Raw genomic sequence first — 14,179 nt, 5'->3', positions numbered from 1 at the left:
ATGCTGCTGCCATGACCAGACCACTGATGATCCTGATTGCCGGCCCGTACCGCAGCGGGACGAACGATGACCCCGCTCTCCTCTCCGCCAACCTCCGCGCCCTCGAGGCATATGCATGGCCTGTCTTCGAGAAAGGCCACATCCCGATGATCGGGGAGTGGGTGGCCCTGCCCGTCCTCGAAAGCGCGGGTGCGGGGCTTGCCGACCCGCTGGCGGAGAAGGTCATGTATCCCACGGCGCAACGCCTGCTGCACCACTGCGATGCAGTCCTGCGTCTGCCCGGCAAGTCCCGGGGTGCCGACAATGACGTTCTGATCGCCAGGGAACTGGGACTCCCCGTCTACACGGACGTCATGGATATCCCCGTGCGGGAGGCTCACCATGCACCCGCTCGGGCCATCGGATCATGAAGCGCATCGGACTTCTGGGCGGCATGAGTTGGGAATCCACCGTCGAGTACTACCGGTTGGCGAACGAACTGGTGCGCAACCGGCTCGGCGGCGTCCACTCGGCCAGTATCCTGCTCGACTCGATGAACTTCGCCGTCTTGGAGAAGCTGCAGTCGGCCGGAAAATGGCAGGAAGCCGGCACCATGCTCGCCGGCAAGGCCTCGGCGTTGGAAGCCGCCGGCGCGGACATGATCGTCCTCTGCACCAACACCATGCACATCGTCGCCGACTCCATCGAACGAGCGGTGAAGATCCCCGTGCTGCACATCGTCGACGCGACCTCGGCCAGAATCACGCAGGCCGGCCTGAAGCGTGTCGGGCTGCTAGGGACCGCGTTCACCATGGAACACAGCTTCTACCGCGACCGACTCTCCGCCGCCGGCGTGGAAGCCATAGTGCCCGGACGCTCCGACCAGGCCACGGTCCATCGGATCATTTACGAGGAGCTCGTCCGCGGCATCGTCAGCGACGAGTCCCGCGCAGAGTACGCAGCGATCATGGAACGCCTCGTTGAGGCCGGCGCCCAAGGAATCATCCTCGGTTGCACCGAGATCGAGATGCTGGTGACCCCGGCAGACAGCACCGTCCCGTTGTTCCCTACCACTCAGATCCACATCGAAACGGCCGTCGAACACGCATTCCACTGAGTCATTCGACGGACGAGGTGGCCACCACCCATGCCCGCCGGGTCATCGCGGTGAGCCGCTTCCGGGCTGGATACCACCTTCGATCCATGGGTAACCCGTGGCCAGGGGGGCGCCGTCGTCGTGGTGTGACAGCCATTCGACCGCAGCACCGTGGTAGCGGTGGAATCCCTTGTAGTCGGCGAGTTCGGGGTCCAGGGACGCGAGCGCCCGATGTACTCGTTTCGCCCAGCCCGGAGCGTGTTCCACCAGCTCGGCAAGGCTGACGAGGTAGGTACGGACCGGGAAGACGATGGCGTTCGATCGCGGCAGACGATGCAGGGGCTGCAGTTCGATGCGCAGGTACACCATGTCTCCCGCGTTCTCAGCGGTGACCCGCGCGCGATCCGGGGCCCAGTCGGGAAGCGTCTCCACCGAGGTCTCGAGACGCGGATGGACGGTCAGCGACCAATTGACCCGCCGGACGGGGTGACCGGGCTTCATACGGAGCAGGAACTTGAGCGCCCGGTCGAGGATCCCCATCTTGTCCAACTTGGGCACGGGGCCGTGGAACTCCGAGAAGTTCATGCCGAGATTGAACTGCAGGGAGTAGTCGGCGCGCTGGGTCGTCATGCCGGCGCCGATGACGAGGGTGTTGTCCCTCTCCTCGAGTACGACGAACTCTCCCTGGGCCTGGCGCGTGGCGTACTCCATCGGATCCATCGGCAGGGTTTCAGGATCGCCGAAGGTGAAGGAGTCGTCGATGCCGAGGAGCCGGTTCTGCCACCGCCACTCGTTCCCGTTCCTGGTGAGGGTGAAGTGCTCGGGGAAGTCCCTGTTGTACGACTCGAAGATGAGTTCCAGGAGGTCCCACTGCGCCTCCATCATGTGCGGCAGCGCGAGGTAGTGGACACCTGGCATCTCTCGCAGCATCTGGTCGCGATGGGCACACTCGGACACATAGTGCTCATCGACGTCGAAGGCAGCCCTCAGGGCGCCGGTGCCGGCCGAAACGTGCGGTTCGAGATTCATCGAGTACATGTACTCGTCGTCCGGGAACGGGAACGGGAGACGGCGAACCGCCTCGCGTGAATTCCGGAACCGGTACTCCCCGCCCGGCGTATAGGTCTCGTCCGGCGTGAATCCGGCTGGGTTGGATACCGCTGTCATCGGTGTTCTCCTTAAGCGTTCAGAACGAGTTTTGTACAGGTGGCCCGCGAGACGCAGGGCATGATGAGCTTGTTCGTGCAGCGGTCCGATTCGGACAGCCAGTCGTCCCGGTGGTCGATGGTGCCTTCGAGCTCCAGGACCTCGGTCTCGCATTCACCGCATGCACCTCCCCGGCAGAGGTAGGGCAGCTTGTGGCCCGCCTCCTCGACAGCCTCCAGCAGCGACTGCTCGGGGGACACCTCGACGACCGCTCCGGACCGCGCCAGGGTGACGGAGAAGGGATCGCCGGTGGACCCGAGGTCCTCGAACCGCTCGAAGTGGATGTGCGAGTCCGTCCAGCCGTGGGTGTGTGCCGCCCGGATGACGTCGTCGACCATGCGCGAGGGTCCGCAGACGTAGGCGTGGGTGCCGAGCGGCAGCCCACCGAGGATCTCGTACGAGTTCAGCCGGGTCCCGTCGCCATCGCCGTACAGCACGACCCTCTCCCCGTAGCGTTCCCGGAGTTCATGCCCGAGAGCGGCATGCTCCGGGCCGCGGACCGCGAGGTGGAGTTCGAACGAGCTTCCCTTGAGACTCAGTTCGTCGAGTTGGGCATAGATGGGCGTGACCCCGACGCCTCCGGCGATGAAGACGTGATGCCGCGCGTGCTTGGAGACAGGGAAGAGATTCGCCGGGATGGTTGCGGACAGGACGTCGCCCTCGCGGACATCCCTGTGCATGGCGATGGAGCCGCGCTTCCCTTCGTCGACCCGGCGGACGGCGATCTGGTATTCGCTGGTGTCGTAGGGCGAACTCATGAGCGAGTAGGCGTTGCGTCTGGTCTCCCCCTCGAACGGGATCAGGACCCTGATATGGCTGCCGCCGGAGAAGGGCGGGAGCCAGGACCCGTCCGCCGCGGAGAACGTGTACCGGTTGATCTCCGGAGTGACGGCCTCTATGCGCTTCACCCTGAGCTGCAGGGATCCGTGGTGCGCCTCGCTCATGTGTCCAACTCCTCGTTCTCCGGAAGCTCGCCCGGTACTTCGCCGTCCGCTTTGACTCCCTGGAACGCAGCGAGCCTCCCCGAGTAGTGATCACGGACGATCAGGTTGCGTTCGCACCCCGGGCATCGGAAGATCCGCCGGGACACGTTCTCGGAATAGTGGCTGCAGTGCGCGCACCATACGCGGCGCACGAAGGAACCTGCATGCTCGCGCAGTACCTCGTCGCGGTTCATGCCGTAGGAGGTGGCGACTTGCATCGACGTGCCGATGAACCCTTCGGAACCGGAGAGGTACAGCCGGGTGCCCATCTTCGCGGTCGCGAGGAACGCGTCGAGTCCCCTCACGGCGTCGGCATTGTTCGGGAACACGACGAGTTCGCGGACTGCAAAGTTCCGGAGGTCGGCCAGGTAGTTCTTCCCGGTGAACGACTCGATCGAGTAGAGCACGGTGGTCGCCGCCAGCTGTCCCGGAATCATCGCTCCGAGCAGCCGCACCAGCGGCTCTCCGCCACTGCCCTGTGCGGCAGCGACATGGCTCGTGCCGGTCGCCATCGGCGCCAGCTCGTCGTAGATGGGGCGGCTCTTGATGCCAGTGATCAGCATGGCTCTGCTACCTCTGATCCTTCGATGGAGCCGACAGGACGGCGTCCTGTCGGTTGCCGGCCGGGGCGGTGGGAACTGCATCGGCTGCCGGAGCATCACCCTTGAGGTACGGCTTCTTCCAGGCCATGTAGACGAGTCCCACCACCACGACGGAGACTGCGGAGATCAGGACGACGTAGTTGGCGAACCAGCCATCCTCCGGTGTCCGGGGCCACGCCATGTTCACCATGCCGAGTACGCCCCAGACGAGGGCTGCGATATTGACCGGGATGCCCCAGGCACCCAGTTGGAAGGCGCCGTTCGGCTTCCAGCCGAGGAGGCGGGCCCGCAGCGAGGCGAGGACGACCATCTGGAACCCCATGTACATCCCCATGGCCGCGAACGAGATGATCACTGTCAGGGCGTCACTGGAGACCTTCGATCCGACGACGATGGCGGCGGGCACCAGCCCTGCCAGGAGCAGGGCGTACGGAGGTACGTGACGGGACTCGCTGAAGGTGCTCAGGAGTCTGCTGCCCGGGAGGATGCCGTCGCGGGCCATCGAGTAGGCGAGGCGTGAGGTGGCTGCCTGCAGGCTCAGGACGCATGAGAGGAACGAGACCAGGACGATGGCAAGCACCACCTTGAAGCCGATGGGGCCGAAGGCCGACAGGAGGATGTTGCCGACGGGATCGGTGTCGGTGCCTGAGATCACGGCCGCGAAGTCCGGGACGGCGAGGATCAGGGACAGGCAGACGAACATTGCTGCGAAACCACCGATGTAGATGGTCATCCGCATGGCCCTGGGGATCGTGCGGCCCGGGTTCGGGACTTCCTCAGCCACGTCACCGCAGGCTTCGAAGCCGTAGTACTGGAAGATGCCGATCAACCCGGCGGCCGCGAAAGCCACGAAGTAGCTGCTGCCCTCTCCTGCACCGAAGGCCTGGAACAGGACACCGAGGTCGTGGTGCCTGGCCGTCAGCAGCAGCCAGCTCCCCACTGCCAGGGCACCGCCGAGCTCGGCCAGGAGGCCTATCATCGCCACGGTGTTCAGGACCTTGGTTCCTCCCAGGTTCAGGACCGTGGCAAGCGCTATCACCACGAGACCCGAGACGATCACGGAGTCGACGGTGTTCTCCATACCGACGAGCGTGCTCAGGAACGGTCCTGCCCCGTACGCGACGCTGGCGATGGTGGTCAGGAGCGCGACCAGGTAGACCCAACCATTCATCCAGCCCCATTTGCGGCCCCATAGCCTGCGTGACCAGGGATAGACCCCCCCGGCCACGGGGTACGCCGCGACGACCTCCCCGAAGACGGTGGCGACGAGGAGCTGACCGACGCCGACGATGACGAGGGACCAGAACATCGGCGGGCCCGCAACGCCTAGTGAGGCCGCGAACAGCGAGTACACGGCCACAACCGGCGACAGGTAGGTGAACCCCAGCGAGACATTCCCCCAGAACGTCATCTCCCGCTTGAACTGCCGCTCGTAGGAGTAGCCGAGGCTGGCGAGGTGCTGGGCGTCCTGGTCGGCGACAGACTCCTTGGGCGGTTCTGCACTATCTACACGCATGGGGTTCCTTCTCTTGGATCCTCAGGGGCTCATGTGAGCTGGACCACGTCGCAAAACTATAGTTTCAAATGTTTAACTCCGCAACACCAGCCCAAGCACCCCGTGATCGGTAGGCGGAGCGTGACCCAAGGTGGTGCAAGAGGTCCATAACCTATGTTTTCGATGGATTTTCTGAACGATTCGATACACTTGTGACACTCCTGTAGGAGAGCGGGTGCAGGCGAATACGCCGGCAGCCGTTCGAGGGGTTCGTCGGAGGCAGCCGCGGTCCGTCCTGCTACCGTCCGGTGCGGGGAACGGCGCCGACTAAACTTGCTGCTGTCCTCACACCGCATGGAGTCTCTACTTGGCACCCACCACCGCCTTCCAGGCCCATGTCTACCGATCGCTGCCGGAGACGGAGCGCTCAGACGCCATTGTGAACAGGATCTCCAAGGCGATCTCCCTGGGTCTGCTGAAGGTCGGGGAGCGGCTCCCCTCGGAGACAGCGCTTTCGGAGATGTTCGGCGTCGCGCCGTCCACTCTCAGGGAAGCGCTGTCGGACCTGCGGCAGCAGGGAATCGTTGCCACACGGCGAGGACGCAGCGGCGGGACGTTCATCGTCAAGCAACCCTTCATGTCGCCCGATGCGACGAGGAGATGGCTGCAGGAGACGTCCATCGCGGAGCTACGGGACCTGGGCGACGAGCATGCCGCCATCGCTGCTGCCACGGTTCGACTGGCCTGCGAACGAGCCGAATCCCACGAGGTCGGCAGGCTGCTCGACCTCGCTCGGGCACTGGTCATGTCGGACAAGTCCGAAGCGCGCGCCCACGCTGACAGCCGGTTCCACATCGAACTGGCGGTCCTTGCGCAATCGCCGCGGCTCACCAACGCGGAGATAAGGCTGCAGGCCGAAACGGTCCAGGCTCTGTGGGCGCCCTTGTCATCGACCCGCGATCCGGAACGGGTGGCCGCGGAACACCTCGCCGTGGCTCGCGCCATCGCGGACGACGCACCCGAGGAGGCCCAGCGGCTGGTACTGCAGCATATCCGCCACGACATCCACCACCTCGTCGATGCCAAATTGTCCCTCGGGTACCCCACGAATCAGGAGGAGCGACCATGACGGCCAGTGCCCCCGCCCTGAAGGCCGCCCGCGAGATAGCAGCCTGGACGAACGCCCTGAGCCTCGACGTGCATGAGTTCGCGGCACGCTCGGCCGAGCTCTGGTCGGGTCGTCCACGCCCCCTCTCGATCACCCGCGGGGACATCGCACGGCTGGAGGAACTGGTAGGGGCGTTCCTCGAGACCCACGATTTCGTCGTCGGAGCGGGCGCGATCTTCTCCACCGAAGCCATCAGGAGCAAGGACGGCGGTCTCGAGTGGTGGATCAGGCGTGAGCGCAGCATCGAGAAGCTGGAGTTCGACCTGACACCGGGCGGAGAACGGTTCTACGACTACCAGAACATGCCATTCTTCGCCTCGGCGAGTCGAACCGGCGAACAGACCGTGTGGGGACCGTACGTCGACTACCTCGGGATGGACGAATACATCCTCACCTACTCGGCACCGATTCAGCTGGAAGGAGAGTTCGCGGGAGTTGCGGGCTGTGACATCAGGATCAAGAAGCTGGAGGAGATACTCATGCCCGCACTCCGGTCGATTCCCGGGGACGCCGCGCTGCTCAATGCCGGTGGCCGCGTCGTCGTCGGCAATTCCGGGGCGCATCTGGTGGGTGAGAGAGTCCGCTCGACGTCGGGCGGGCGAAGCCTGATCCCGATCGAGGTACCGCATCTGGGGTTCTCGCTGCTGGTCTCCCCCTAGGATGATCGATCAGCCGCCTGCGGTGATCAGCCGCCGGACAGGGCCACCATCCCGGCTCCCGTCGATCCGGAGGAGCGCGGAGGTCGGAGGCGACGGTCATGAGGACGTCTGCTGCCTGCGGACGATCTCGTTGATCCAGATCGGCGCGAACGGGGAGGTGCAGTTCGGCGGCGTCGGGTAGTCCTTCAGAACCTCCAGTCGTTCGCCGATGCCGATCGCCCGTTGCCGGTACTCCGCGTGAGCGATCCCGATCTGGGCCAGGGTATGGTTCATCGCCCACTGCAGGCGGTCGGGAGCGTCCTTCATGGTGCCCTCGATGGTGTCCAGCAAGCCGGGGAGGTCGAGCCCCCCGGGCTTCTTCAGCACGCGTTCGCTCGTGAGCGCCCATCCGGCACTGGCCACCACGGGATCCGGATCCCCCATCCACGCGAGGCGCAGCTCCTCGGCGTGCGGGCTCTTCTTCACCACGTAGTTGACGAGCCAGTCGTGGACCTTCGGCGGGCGCCCCTGCCGCAGCATGGTGTCCAGCTCGGCCTGGTCGAAGGCCCTCGGGCGGCAGAGGAGGAGCGCGAGCAGGCGTGCGGCGGTGTCCTCCGTAGCCCACAGCTCGCGTGCGAGATCCTGCTGGGTCTTCAGCCGCTTGGCGACGCCCCGCAGCGCGGACAGGTTCACGCCGTGGTCGTCCCCGTGCTGTTCGTTCACGGCCCGCAGGCGGGGATCCTCGAGTGCTGACAACTCGGCCAGCACGTCATCGACGGCCGGGACATCGACGCCTGTGGACATTTCCTACCTCCGGGTGGTCACTCGTCTCCCCACATCCTCCCGCCATGAGGGGGAGCCCGCCAGAGCCACCCCCTGGACGCTCCGTCCTGCTATGCCCCCCGGACCGCCCCGCTCCGCGAAGCGCCCGTGACCATCCAGCGGTCGTTCCGCACGCGCCAGCCGAGCGTTCCGGCCCGCGCCAGCATGTAGCCGACACCGAACGCGAGCCAGAGCCAGACGATCCCCTCACCCCCGGTCAGGTCCGCCCGGCCCACGAGGACCAGCAGCGGCAGGTAGGCCGCGAGGTTCACGACGCCGGCGAGCGCCAGGTAGCGGGCGTCCCCGGCGCCGATCAGGACGCCGTCGAGCACGAACACGAAACCGCAGACCGGCTGGGAGGCTGCGAGTACCCATAACCCGGCCGCGAACGCCGCCTGAACCTGGGGATCGGGGGTGAAGATCCACCCGATGAACGGCGCGACGGCGGCGAGCAGGCACCCGGTGATGACGCCGAACCCCACACCCCAGACGGTCATCCGCCGCGTGAGCGCCCGCGCCAGGGGGCGGTCGCCGGCACCGAGCTCCTTGCCGATGAGGGCCTGGGCGGCGATGGCGAGGGCATCGAGTGCGAAGGCGAGGAAGGTGAAGACGGTCATGACGAGCTGGTGGGACGCGAGGCTCAGGGGGCCCTGCGCCGTCGCCACGAACACGGTGGCGAGGATCGCCACCCGCAGGGACAGGGTCCGCAGCATGAGCCACGAGCCCACGCCCGCGGTGCCACGGATGCCGCGCAACGACGGCGTCAGGGGTACCCGCTCGCGTCGCGAGGCGCGCACGAGCATCACGAGGTAGACCGCGGCCATGCCCCACTGCGCGAGGCTCGTCCCGAGCGCGGAGCCGGCCACCGACATCCCGGCACCGTAGACGAGCAGGTAGTTGAGGACGATGTTGACCCCGAATCCGGCCCCTGCGACGACCAGCGGCGTCCGGGTGTCCTGCAGTCCGCGCAGCACGCCCGTCGCGGCGAGCACCACGAGCATGGCGGTGAGCCCGGGCATCGACCAGCGGAGGTAGTCGACGGCGAAGGCATGGACGGCGCCCTCGGCGCCGAGGAGCGAGGCGAGCCGGGGTGCTGCGAGCCAGCCCGCGGTGGACAGGACCACCCCTAGGACGACGGCGAGGCCCACGCCGTCGCGCCCGGCCGCGAGCGCCTCGGGCAGACGCCCGGCACCGAGGAGACGGGCGACGGCGGGCGTGGTCGAGTAGGCGAGGAAGACCATGAGCCCGACGGCGGTCTGCAGCACGGTGGATGCGAGGCCCACGCCGGCGAGCTGATCCACGCCGAGGTGTCCCACGATCGCGGAGTCCGCGAGCAGGAAGAGCGGCTCGGCGATCAGCGCACCCAGGGCCGGAACGGCCAGCCGGAGGATACTGCGGCTGAGGGCGCGGTTGCTGGGCGGTCTCTGGTGCACCCGTCCAGCGTAGGCGCGCAGGCTGCAGGGCCTAAGCTGGATGCGAACCCGCAGCCCGCGATCGCACCCAGGGGAGTCATGAGAGTCGGCATCAAGCAGTACCTGGCCGGTCTGGTCCTGCTGTTCATCAGCACCTTGTTCATACCGCAGGCCGTGTCCGACTTCGCCCGCGCCCAGTCCTCGGGCAGCCCCGTACCGGCCGGAGCGCCGGTCCTGCTGGCGATCGGGCTCCTCATCGTCCTCGCGGCGGCGGCCTGCATCGGCTGGGGCTACTGGCTCACGCATCGCACGGGTGCCTCCCGGCGGGTCAATCCCGAGGACGACCCGGATGAGCCGCTGCTGCGTCCGGGCTACGCGCCGGAGCCTTCGGAGCGGGAAGGATGGCGTGAGCATCCGCTGCGCAGGCCGGACCAGCGAGGTGACGGGCGCCCGTAGGCGCCACCCCGCGCGATGCCGGCACTCCGGCTGTCCGGCGGGAGGTCGACCGCTCTCCTGCTTGTCGTCGGATCGCCGCCTTCCTACAGTTCTACGTAGTGTCGGCGCGCAGCCGCGGTAGGTCGTCGCGCCGCCCGGGCACCTGTCCGACCGAGGAGGATCAGCATGACCCGCACCAGCATCCCGCCCGTCGCCGTGGGCGTCGCACTCCTGCTCCTGGTGACCGGCTGCACGGAGTCCGGGAACGAGCCCGGACCGAGCGCCCCGGCCCAGGTAGAGGACGGCAGCACCTCCTCGGCGTCGCCGTCCGGGTCGTCCACGGCGTCCTCGTCCGGATCCTCGTCCGGGCGGCAGGAGGACATGAGCATCCCCGACATCGTCGAGGCGGTGCAGCCGTCGGTGGTCACCATCTTCACCGAGGGAGGGCTCGGCAGTGGCGTCATCTACACCGAGGACGGCCTCATCCTCACCAACGAGCACGTGATCCGCGGCAACGAGGACGTCGAGGTGGCCTTCGCCGACGGACTGCGGGTGTCCGGGACGGTGGAAGCGACGGATGCCGTCTCCGACCTCGCGCTCGTCCGCGCGGACCGCACGGACCTGCCCGCGGCCACGTTCCAGTCCGGCCTTCCCCGTATCGGCGAGCTCGCCGTGGTGATCGGCTCGCCCCTCGGCTTCGAGAACACGGCGACGTCGGGCATCATCTCGGGCCTGCACCGGGAGATCCCGGGGTCGGCGTCCACCAGCCAGTCGCTCGTGGACCTGATCCAGACCGATGCCGCGATCAGCCCCGGCAACTCCGGGGGTGCCGTGGTGAACGGGCGCGGCGAGATCATCGGCATCAGCGAGGCGTACATCCCGCCCGCGCAGGGAGCCGTGGCGCTGGGCTTCGCGATCCCCGCGCCCACCGCCACCGAGGTGGCGGAGGAGCTCCGCGAGGACGGCACCGCGGAGCACGCCTTCATGGGTCTGGCCCCGGGCGCGATCACGCCGCAGATCGCCGAGCAGCTGGACCTGCAGGACAGCACGGGCGTAGTGGTCCTGTCCGTGTCGGAGGGCGGACCGGCCGACGACGCCGGGATCCGGCCGGGTGACATCATCACCCGGATCGGGGACGACGAGCTGTCCGCACCCGAGGACCTCCTGGCGGCGCTGCGGCAGCGCGACCCGGGCGAGAGGGTCGCCGTCGAGACCCGCCGGGGATCGGATACGCGGATGGTGGACGTGCAGCTCACGGACCGGCCCGCCGCCCGGGGCTGACCCCCGCCCTCCCCGCGTCCGGTCGCCGACCGGGCGGACGCGGCGCGGCCCTCCGCCCGCGGCGAGCGCCTACTCGAAGTGCATCGTCACGGGCCCCTGCCCGAGGGACTCCAGGACGGAGGCCGCGACGTCCCGCAGCTTGATGTTCCTCGCACTGGAGGCGGCCTTGAGGATCGACATCGCCGTGGCCTGGGAGCACCGGTTCTGGCCCATGATCACGCCGGCGGCGAGATCGATCGTGGTGCGGCTCTCCATGGCGGTCCGCATGTCGGCCCTCGCCTGGGTCAGTGTGGCGATGCGGACCGCGAGACGCAGCGACGCCCCGACCTCCTCGGCGAAGCGCTGTGCGGCCTCGATGGACTCCTCGCTGAACGCCTCCGCCAGGGGCGAGTAGAAGTTGAGCGCCGCCGTCGCCTCTCCCTCCAGGGGAATGGGTACCCCGAGGGCTGACCTGATGCCGTGGCCCGCGATCGCTGCGCTGTACTCGGGGAAACGGTCCTCGGTGTCGAAGTCGCAGACGTAGTGGACGGTGCCCCGGCGGGCGGCCCGCAGGCAGGGGCCGTCGTCGTACCGGTACTGGACCTCGTCCATCTTCTGGGCGTCGGGGCTGTTGCTGGCCACGGTGGTCTTGGTCCGCTCCCGGAGGAGGGTGACGCCGCACAGGACCTCGTCGTCCGCGGACAGGCTGTGGCCGGCGATGGTGACCAGCTTCGTCAGGAACTGCTCGACGTCGTCGCTGTCGAGGACCATGTCCTGGAGCAGCGCCGGGACCGTGGGACCGTTGTCCCTCTCGTGATGTGCCAACAGATGTGCCTTTGCATCCGCTCCCTGCCCGCACGCGCGATGCTGCAGGGAGAAGGTGGGGCCGCCTGCTGCTAAACGACCTAGAGAATATTACCCAACGGACGGGTTCGGAACGCGCCCGCCCAGGGGCGACTGACCGGCAACCGGTCGGATCACACCCCGCCGTAGGGCGCCGCCCTCACGATGGGGTGATCTTGATGCGCCGTTGAGGAGTGCGGCGCACACTGGGAGTACGCAGCGAATGGCCCGGACCTGTCCGCGGACTGATGTTGACTACATCGAAGTGCTCGCACGGACATGGGGCGGCGGTCGGGAGTCAAGCAGACGGCTCCCGATCACCTGCTTGCGTCCGCCCCGACGCGCTCACGTCCCGTTCACGGCGCTGCGTCGACCATCCCGAGCCGGGCATGCTGCCCCCGGTAGACGGCCGTCCGCAGTTCGATGGCATAGGCCTCGAGGGCTGGCATCCCCGCCGCGGTCGCCACGGCGATCTCCGCTTCGACATCATAGGGGACCCGCACGAACTGGATGCCGAAGGGTGCGGCGCGGTCGCCGCCGGGCTCCCCCTCGAGGATCACGTAGGACGCATGCGGTTCGTCCAGTGGGTTGCCGACGCTGCCCACGTTGACGAGGGTCCTGCTCCGGTAGGTGGAGGCGAAGGCGTCGTGGATGTCGCCGTAACAGACCACGTCCGGCTGGGGGCCGTCCCCGGTGAGGTCCGTCGCGGCGAACATGCCGTCGAACTCCTCGTCCGTGTGGCGGGCGTGCACGCGGTGGTACACGCTCTTGGCCGACGCATGGAACATGCGGATGCGCCGCCCGCTCAGCGTCAGGTCGTGGGACAGCGGGAGCGACTGCAACCACCGGCGGTCCTCCGGTGTGAGTTCGTTGTGCCACCACCAGCCGGCGTCGTCGCGCCACTCGGGCGTCTCGCTGGGCAGGAATTCGTCCCAGTTCCCGCGTACCGTGACGGCACAGTGCAGGCGGCTCAGGCGCACGCACTCCGAGCCGCGGGGACCCTTGCCCGCGACGTCGCCCAGGTTGTACACGGTGGAGACGCCCCGATGCCGAAGATCCTCCAGCACCGCGCTGAAGGCGGTGACGTTCCCGTGGAGGTCCGAGATCACGGCGACGCGTTCCATCCCGTCAGGCTATCCCGGCTCGGGAACGCCCCGGGCAGGCCTCACCCGCGGACGGCGGATTGCGCGGTGCACCTACTCTGTGAGAAGAGTCCACCGCGCCGAAGTCGGCCGGTCACCAGCCAACCCTCGACCGAAGGATCACCGTGCCCCAAACGATCGCCCTTGCAGGAGCCACCGGAGACCTCGGTGAACGGATCGCCCGTGCCCTGCTGGACCAGGGGGCCGAGGTCCGGGTCATCACGAGGGCCTCCAGCAACCCGGAGGCGCGCGGGCTACGCTCGCTCGGCGCGGACGTCCTGCCCGTGGACTACAGCGACGCCGACGGCCTGAAGAGGGCAGTCGGGGGTGCGGACGCCGTCGTCTCCGCGCTCAGCGGGCTCGCGCCCGTCATCCTGGACACCCAGACCCGGTTGCTGATGGCCGCCGTTGCCGCAGGTGTCCCGCGGTTCGTGCCCTCGGACTTCTCCCTCGACCACACCACCATCAGGGACGGGTCCAACCGCAACCTCCAGCTCCGACGCGACTTCCGGGCCATCCTCGATGCCGCGCCCCTCCGCGCCACCTCGGTGCTCAACGGGGCGTTCGCCGACATGCTCACGGGAGTGGCGCCCCTGATCCTGTTCGGCCGGAGGAGGGTCCTCTACTGGGGGGACGCGGACCAGCCCATGGCCTTCACGACCAAGGACGACGTCGCGGCCTACACCGCGCATGCGGCCCTCGACCGGGACGCACCGCGTTTCCTGCGCATCGCCGGCGACACGGTGTCCTCCCGGGACCTCGCCGGCATCATGACAGGCCTCGACGGCGAGCCCTACCGCCTGCTCTACGCCGGCGGCATCGGTCCATTGCGCCTGATGGCACGCACGGGACAGGCCCTTTCCAGGGACTCGGAGGACCTGTACCCCGCATGGCAGGGCATGCAGTACTTCGGCAACATGTTCAGCGGGGACGGCGCCTTCCACGTGCTGGACAACGACAGGTACGGAGTCCGCGCATGGACGTCCGCCCGGGAGATCCTCGAAGGCCACCGGCGGGCGGAGCCCCGGACCGCGGCGGCCTGATCACCGCCGATCCCTGTGTAGCCGCAATCCTCCCGATGCCTGGCCGCCTTCGACG

General features: G+C 67.8%; 15 protein-coding genes. 7 read left to right on the top strand and 8 right to left on the bottom strand.

All coding sequences use genetic code 11. From position 1 onward, the window contains the following. The first annotated feature begins 11 nt into the window (after positions 1-11). Positions 12-410, top strand: coding sequence for a DUF4406 domain-containing protein (locus ACX80N_RS14765; RefSeq protein WP_459339992.1), 399 nt, complete (start codon positions 12-14; stop codon positions 408-410). Between the two features lie 23 nt (positions 411-433). After that, positions 434-1,096, top strand: a complete 663-nt coding sequence (locus ACX80N_RS14760) for an aspartate/glutamate racemase family protein (RefSeq protein ID WP_459339991.1) — start codon at positions 434-436, stop codon at positions 1,094-1,096. A gap of 42 nt (positions 1,097-1,138) precedes the next feature. On the opposite strand, the gene ACX80N_RS14755 is transcribed toward ACX80N_RS14760, so the two are convergent. From ACX80N_RS14755 to ACX80N_RS14740, 4 genes are read right to left on the bottom strand one after another with little or no spacing between them, the layout of a single operon-like run. Continuing rightward, on the bottom strand, positions 1,139-2,242 hold the full coding sequence (locus tag ACX80N_RS14755) for a heme-dependent oxidative N-demethylase family protein (RefSeq protein WP_459339990.1): 1,104 nt from the start codon (positions 2,240-2,242) through the stop codon (positions 1,139-1,141). Positions 2,243-2,253: 11 nt separating this feature from the next. After that, positions 2,254-3,225, bottom strand: a complete 972-nt coding sequence (locus tag ACX80N_RS14750) for a PDR/VanB family oxidoreductase (protein ID WP_105032064.1) — start codon at positions 3,223-3,225, stop codon at positions 2,254-2,256. Further along, positions 3,222-3,827: a dimethylamine monooxygenase subunit DmmA family protein gene (locus tag ACX80N_RS14745; protein WP_105032065.1), complete on the bottom strand. Its 606-nt coding sequence runs from the start codon at positions 3,825-3,827 to the stop codon at positions 3,222-3,224. Before ACX80N_RS14745 ends, ACX80N_RS14750 begins: the two co-directional genes overlap by 4 nt. A gap of 7 nt (positions 3,828-3,834) precedes the next feature. Then, on the bottom strand, positions 3,835-5,382 hold the full coding sequence (locus ACX80N_RS14740; RefSeq protein ID WP_459339989.1) for an APC family permease: 1,548 nt from the start codon (positions 5,380-5,382) through the stop codon (positions 3,835-3,837). 346 nt (positions 5,383-5,728) lie between these two features. Here ACX80N_RS14740 and ACX80N_RS14735 point away from each other — a divergent pair, with 346 nt between their 5' ends. Both ACX80N_RS14735 and ACX80N_RS14730 read left to right on the top strand, forming a co-directional pair. Next, positions 5,729-6,490 carry a FadR/GntR family transcriptional regulator gene (locus ACX80N_RS14735; RefSeq protein WP_105032067.1) on the top strand — a complete coding sequence of 254 codons (762 nt, stop codon included), beginning with the start codon at positions 5,729-5,731 and terminating at the stop codon, positions 6,488-6,490. Beyond that, positions 6,487-7,188, top strand: a complete 702-nt coding sequence (locus tag ACX80N_RS14730; protein ID WP_459339988.1) for a cache domain-containing protein — start codon at positions 6,487-6,489, stop codon at positions 7,186-7,188. Before ACX80N_RS14735 ends, ACX80N_RS14730 begins: the two co-directional genes overlap by 4 nt. A 96-nt stretch (positions 7,189-7,284) precedes the next feature. Here the strand turns inward: ACX80N_RS14730 and ACX80N_RS14725 are convergent, their stop codons facing one another. Both ACX80N_RS14725 and ACX80N_RS14720 read right to left on the bottom strand, forming a co-directional pair. After that, complete coding sequence (locus ACX80N_RS14725) at positions 7,285-7,971, bottom strand: DNA alkylation repair protein (protein ID WP_459339987.1); 687 nt, start codon at positions 7,969-7,971, stop codon at positions 7,285-7,287. An 89-nt stretch (positions 7,972-8,060) separates the two neighbouring features. Further along, complete coding sequence (locus tag ACX80N_RS14720; RefSeq protein ID WP_459339986.1) at positions 8,061-9,422, bottom strand: MATE family efflux transporter; 1,362 nt, start codon at positions 9,420-9,422, stop codon at positions 8,061-8,063. Between the two features lie 78 nt (positions 9,423-9,500). Between ACX80N_RS14720 and ACX80N_RS14715 the strand changes: the two genes are divergently transcribed. Beyond that, entirely contained in the window at positions 9,501-9,857 is a 357-nt protein-coding gene (locus tag ACX80N_RS14715) for a hypothetical protein (protein WP_240615137.1), read from the top strand. Between the two features lie 165 nt (positions 9,858-10,022). Beyond that, positions 10,023-11,117, top strand: a complete 1,095-nt coding sequence (locus ACX80N_RS14710; RefSeq protein WP_459339985.1) for a S1C family serine protease — start codon at positions 10,023-10,025, stop codon at positions 11,115-11,117. Positions 11,118-11,186: 69 nt separating this feature from the next. Here the strand turns inward: ACX80N_RS14710 and ACX80N_RS14705 are convergent, their stop codons facing one another. Both ACX80N_RS14705 and ACX80N_RS14700 read right to left on the bottom strand, forming a co-directional pair. Continuing rightward, positions 11,187-11,921, bottom strand: a complete 735-nt coding sequence (locus ACX80N_RS14705) for an ANTAR domain-containing protein (protein WP_459339984.1) — start codon at positions 11,919-11,921, stop codon at positions 11,187-11,189. A 374-nt stretch (positions 11,922-12,295) separates the two neighbouring features. Continuing rightward, complete coding sequence (locus tag ACX80N_RS14700; RefSeq protein ID WP_459339983.1) at positions 12,296-13,063, bottom strand: metallophosphoesterase family protein; 768 nt, start codon at positions 13,061-13,063, stop codon at positions 12,296-12,298. 143 nt (positions 13,064-13,206) lie between these two features. Between ACX80N_RS14700 and ACX80N_RS14695 the strand changes: the two genes are divergently transcribed. Then, the gene (locus tag ACX80N_RS14695; protein WP_459339982.1) at positions 13,207-14,124 is read left to right on the top strand and encodes an aromatic alcohol reductase; all 918 of its coding nucleotides are present in this window, start codon (positions 13,207-13,209) and stop codon (positions 14,122-14,124) included. The last annotated feature ends 55 nt before the right edge of the window (positions 14,125-14,179 follow it).

The sequence above is a fragment of the Arthrobacter sp. MDT2-16 genome (assembly GCF_054510925.1).
This window is presented reverse-complemented; position numbering and strand designations above follow the sequence as displayed.

Bases quoted from the DNA above. Each gene is read 5' to 3' on its own strand.
- ACX80N_RS14765 (WP_459339992.1), top strand. From the start codon at position 12: ATGACCAGACCACTGATGATCCTGATTGCCGGCCCGTACCGCAGCGGG.
- ACX80N_RS14760 (WP_459339991.1), top strand. From the start codon at position 434: ATGAGTTGGGAATCCACCGTCGAGTACTACCGGTTGGCGAACGAACTG.
- ACX80N_RS14755 (WP_459339990.1), bottom strand. From the start codon at position 2,242: ATGACAGCGGTATCCAACCCAGCCGGATTCACGCCGGACGAGACCTAT.
- ACX80N_RS14750 (WP_105032064.1), bottom strand. From the start codon at position 3,225: ATGAGCGAGGCGCACCACGGATCCCTGCAGCTCAGGGTGAAGCGCATA.
- ACX80N_RS14745 (WP_105032065.1), bottom strand. From the start codon at position 3,827: ATGCTGATCACTGGCATCAAGAGCCGCCCCATCTACGACGAGCTGGCG.
- ACX80N_RS14740 (WP_459339989.1), bottom strand. From the start codon at position 5,382: ATGCGTGTAGATAGTGCAGAACCGCCCAAGGAGTCTGTCGCCGACCAG.
- ACX80N_RS14730 (WP_459339988.1), top strand. From the start codon at position 6,487: ATGACGGCCAGTGCCCCCGCCCTGAAGGCCGCCCGCGAGATAGCAGCC.
- ACX80N_RS14725 (WP_459339987.1), bottom strand. From the start codon at position 7,971: ATGTCCACAGGCGTCGATGTCCCGGCCGTCGATGACGTGCTGGCCGAG.
- ACX80N_RS14715 (WP_240615137.1), top strand. From the start codon at position 9,501: ATGAGAGTCGGCATCAAGCAGTACCTGGCCGGTCTGGTCCTGCTGTTC.
- ACX80N_RS14710 (WP_459339985.1), top strand. From the start codon at position 10,023: ATGACCCGCACCAGCATCCCGCCCGTCGCCGTGGGCGTCGCACTCCTG.
- ACX80N_RS14700 (WP_459339983.1), bottom strand. From the start codon at position 13,063: ATGGAACGCGTCGCCGTGATCTCGGACCTCCACGGGAACGTCACCGCC.